Annotated in this window: 5 protein-coding genes; all 5 read left to right on the forward strand. The window is 62.5% G+C overall.

What is annotated here, in order from left to right:
• The first annotated feature begins 696 nt into the window (after positions 1-696).
• Positions 697-1,350, forward strand: a complete 654-nt coding sequence (locus ACTOZL_RS10015; protein ID WP_482478243.1) for a DUF1836 domain-containing protein — start codon at positions 697-699, stop codon at positions 1,348-1,350.
• Positions 1,351-1,354: 4 nt separating this feature from the next.
• Positions 1,355-2,116: a TatD family hydrolase gene (locus ACTOZL_RS10020; protein ID WP_482478244.1), complete on the forward strand. Its 762-nt coding sequence runs from the start codon at positions 1,355-1,357 to the stop codon at positions 2,114-2,116.
• Positions 2,117-2,149: 33 nt separating this feature from the next.
• Positions 2,150-2,761: a TatD family nuclease-associated radical SAM protein gene (locus ACTOZL_RS10025; RefSeq protein WP_482478245.1), complete on the forward strand. Its 612-nt coding sequence runs from the start codon at positions 2,150-2,152 to the stop codon at positions 2,759-2,761.
• Between the two features lie 11 nt (positions 2,762-2,772).
• The gene (locus tag ACTOZL_RS10030) at positions 2,773-3,444 is read left to right on the forward strand and encodes a response regulator transcription factor (RefSeq protein WP_482478246.1); all 672 of its coding nucleotides are present in this window, start codon (positions 2,773-2,775) and stop codon (positions 3,442-3,444) included.
• Positions 3,445-3,448: 4 nt separating this feature from the next.
• Positions 3,449-4,425, forward strand: a 977-nt coding sequence (locus ACTOZL_RS10035; protein ID WP_482478247.1) for a sensor histidine kinase, incomplete at its 3' end; no start/stop codon positions are given.

Here is a 4,425-nt window from a genome sequence, read left to right on the forward strand (position 1 = left end):
TGGTCCCCCTCCACCCCAGGGGGATTTGACATGCTCGGTCGGGCGAAGCCCTCCCTGCGCAATTCTCCGCTTCGCTACGAATTTACGGCGCATCTGCGCCGCGGCCCAGAAGGGCCGTTTTTTTCTATCCTGAACGGACCTTCCTTTCCCTATAAAGGCCTGTTGTCCCCGCTACCATCCCTCCTACAATGGATAGACAAAAGCCAACAAGTCACCAAAACCGAAGCAAGCCCCAATCTCCCCTCTCCTCCAACCACTTCCTAGATGGGAGCGAACCAATCCGAGAGAAAAGACGAAAAAACAAAGGAACTACCGCCGCAAATCCGCCCCAACCCACAGCCTTGTGGCCGGTGGCTCCGGCCCGGTCGGCCCACGGGCGGTGGACGGAAGCACCAGACAGGTCGGGCGCTAAGTTTCCCCGCACGGTAAGCCTCCCAGTCCCGCCCCCGCAGTTTTTTTCCGTCCGCTTTTTTTCTGATATTAGTTTCACTTAAAAATCTGACATGCCAATGTCTGATTTTTATAGCGCGAAGCGCGTGTGAAACTTTATGCAGCGCAAAAAAAGAGGACACAAGGGCCCGCACTGTGCGGGAATCACAAACAACGGGGCTTGTCCAATCCAACAAATCGTAGTACAATAAAGACAAAAAAGAACCCTGCCCCCAGGCCCCCAAGGGCCAGAAAGTGAGAACCCCCATGAGTTACGATAAAGACCTGGTGGCCCATAAGCTGATCCGCTGGGAGAACTATTTGAACAACTATAAGCTCCCCGCCTGGAAAGAGCTGCCGGACATCGGCCTGTATATGGACCAGGTGATCGCCCTCCTGGGCCAATACCTGGACTTCATCCCCGTGGAGGACCAAAAGGATAAGCCCGTCACCTCCACCACCATCAACAATTACGTCCGCCTAAAGGTGATGCCCGCCCCGGAGAAACGGAAATACTACCGGATCCACATCGCCTACATGATTATGATCTTCACCCTAAAACAGGGCACCAGCATCAGCAGCCTCCAAAAGCTCCTCCCCGCCGGAGGGGACGAGGAAGAGGTGCGCAGCTTCTACACCAGCTATATCCAGCGGGTCCAGCAGGTGGGGAACTTCTACACCGCCCAGACCCGTGCCGCCGCCCAAAGCATCCTCAACGCCCAGGGGGAGGAGGAAGGGGGGGCCGTGGAGGACTTCATCCTCCAAAGCGTGCTCATGTCCGGCTTCTCCCAGATTTTGGGGGAAAAGCTCCTGAACCTCCGGGACGCGGACCCGGAACGGGTGCTGGCCCAGGAGGCCCTCAGCGACAGCCGGGGCCTCCACCCCATCGCCCTGCCCCCCACCAAGGGAAAGGAGAAATGACGCCATGCTCTTTGATACCCACGCCCACTACTACGACCAGGCCTTCGACGGGGACCGGGACGCCGTCCTAGCCGCCCTGCCCGAGAGCGGGGTGGGGCTGGTGCTCTGCCCCGCCTGTGACCTGGAAAGCTGCCGCGCCGCCATCCAGCTGGCGGAGGCCTATCCATACGTGTACGCCGCCGTAGGCATCCACCCCGAGGACGCCCTGGGCCTGCCCCCGGACTGGCTCCAACAGCTTGAGGCCATGAGCCGCCACCCCAAGGTGAAGGCCATCGGGGAAATCGGCCTGGACTACTACTGGAAGGAGGTCCCCCACGACCTGCAAAAGGAGGTATTCCGGGCCCAGCTCTCCCTGGCCCAGCGCCTGGACCTGCCAGTAATTGTCCACGACCGGGAGGCCCACGGGGACTGCCTGTCCATCGTCCGGGCGTTCCCCGGGGCCCGGGGGGTGTTCCACTGCTACTCCGGCAGCGCCGAGGACGCCAAAACCCTGGTGGCCCTGGGCTGGCACCTGTCCTTTACCGGCACCATTACCTTCAAGAACGCCCGGAAGGGCCCGGAGGTGGTGGCGGCGGTGCCCATGGAGCGGCTCATGGTGGAGACCGACGCCCCCTACATGGCCCCCGTCCCCTTCCGGGGGAAGCGCTGCGACTCCCGCTATGTCTACCGCATGGCGGAGGCCATCGGGGACATCAAGGGCCTGCCGGCGGAGGAGGTGGCCCGGATCACCACAGAGAACGGGAAACGCCTCTTCGGCATTGACTGAACCTGGGGAACAGGAGAAAAAGGAGGAAGTACCATGCAAGGGGATATCATCACCTACGATTACTTCGGCAGCCTCTATATCAACATGACCAACCGCTGTGACTGCCACTGTGTCTTTTGCATCCGGGACGAGGACAGCTCTGCCCTGGGTGGCCTCTGGCTCCAGGAGGAGCCCAGCCGGGAGGCGGTGCTAGAGGACATCTTGTCCAAGGACCTGTCCCAGTACAGTGAGATCGTCTTTTGCGGCTATGGGGAGCCCACCTGCCGGGCGGACGACATGCTGTGGCTGTGCGACCAGCTCCACGCCGCGAAGCGGGCAGATCTGCCCCCCATCCGCCTGAACACCAACGGCCACGGCAGCCTCATCAACCACCGCAACATCGCCCCGGAGCTGAAGGGGCGGCTGGACGCGGTGTCTGTGTCCTTAAATGGCTCCAACCAGGAGGAATACCTCCGCCTCACCCGGCCGGGGTCCGGGGAGAAGGGCTGGGACGCCATGCTGGACTTCGTCCGGGAGGCGGTAAAGTATGTCCCCCGGGTGATGGTGACCATCGTGGACTACGACAAGACCCCGGCGGAGATTGCCGCCTGCCGGGCCTTGGCGGAGGGCTTGGGGGCCCAGTTCCGGGTCCGGCCCTACGGCTGAGGGGGCGGGCGATGTACCGCATTCTTGTGGTGGAGGACGACTTCTCCATGGCCCAGGTGCTCCAACAGGAGCTGACCCGCTGGGGGTACGGGGTGCGCCTGGTGGAGGATTTCCAAGCCGTCATCCCCAGCTTTGTGGACTACGACCCCCACCTGGTCCTCCTGGACATCATGCTCCCCTTTTACAACGGCTACCACTGGTGCAGTGAGATCCGCAAGCTCTCCAACGTCCCGGTGGTGTTCCTCTCCTCCGCCTCGGACAACATGAACATCGTCATGGCCATGAACATGGGGGGCGACGACTTCCTCCCCAAGCCTGTGGACCTGGCGGTGCTCACCGCCAAGCTCCAAGCCATCCTCCGGCGCAGCTATGACCTCAGCGGCCAGGTGCCGGTGATGGAGCACCGGGGGGTGGTGCTGAACTTGAACGACGCCTCCCTGCGCTACCAGGACCAGCGCTTGGAGCTGAGCAAGAACGAGTTCCGCATTTTACAGACCTTGCTGGAACACAAGGGCAAGGTGGTCAGCCGGGACACCCTCATGACCAAGCTCTGGCAGATGGACTGCTATGTGGAGGAGAACACCCTCACCGTCAACGTGGCCCGCCTGCGCAAGAAGCTGGAAGGGGTGGGCCTGCGGGATTTTATCCGTACCCGGGTGGGTGCGGGGTATATCGTGGAGTGATACCATGAGAGAGAACCATGTTCTGGGCTGGTACGGGCGGGAGCGGGGGCCGCTCTGGCTGGTGTTCGCCCTGTTCGCCGGCATTTTCGCCCTGGTGTTTGGCCTGTACGGGCTTAGCCTCAAGGTGGTGGCCTACCCGGCCCTGCTGTGCCTGTTCCTGGGTCTGGTGCTGCTGGCGCTGGACTTCTGGCACTACCGCTCCCGTCACCGGCAGCGGCAGGCCTTACGGGAGGACATTGAGCTGAATCTGGACCGCCTCCCTCTGCCGGAGACCCTGGCGGAAGCGGAGCTGGGGGAGATGCTGCAGGCCCTGGGGGCCCTGCGCAGCGCCCAGATATCCGCCAGCCGGGCCCAGGAGCAGGAGAGCTTGGACTATTACGCCGCCTGGGTCCACCAGATCAAGACTCCCATTGCCGCCATGGGGATGCTCCTGCAAGGGGAGGACAGCGAGGAACACCGGGCCCTGCAAGGGGAGCTCTTCCGGATTGAGCAGTATGTGGAGATGGTGCTATCTTACCTGCGCCTGCGGGGGGAGGGCACGGACTTCGTGTTCCGGGAGGTGGCGTTGGACGGGGTGATCCGCCAGGCGGTGCGCAAGTTTGCCCCCCAGTTTGTGCGCAAGCGCATCCGCCTGCGCTATGAGGAGACCCAGGAGCGGGTGCTCACCGACGAGAAGTGGCTCCATTTCATCCTGGAACAGCTTCTGTCCAACGCCATCAAGTACACCCCCAGCGGGGAGATTGCCATTACCGTCCAGGACAAGGTGCTCACCGTGGCGGACAGCGGCATAGGCATTGCCCCGGAGGACCTGCCCCGGATTTTTGAACGGGGCTTCACCGGCTACAACGGCCACGCGGACAAAAAGGCCACAGGCCTGGGGCTGTACCTGTGCCAGCAGGCGGCCCGGCGGCTGGGGATTGCCATCACCGTGGAGTCCGTGGTGGGGCAGGGCAGCGCCTTCCACCTGGACTTGCATACAGA

The organism is Evtepia sp. (genome assembly GCF_056797215.1).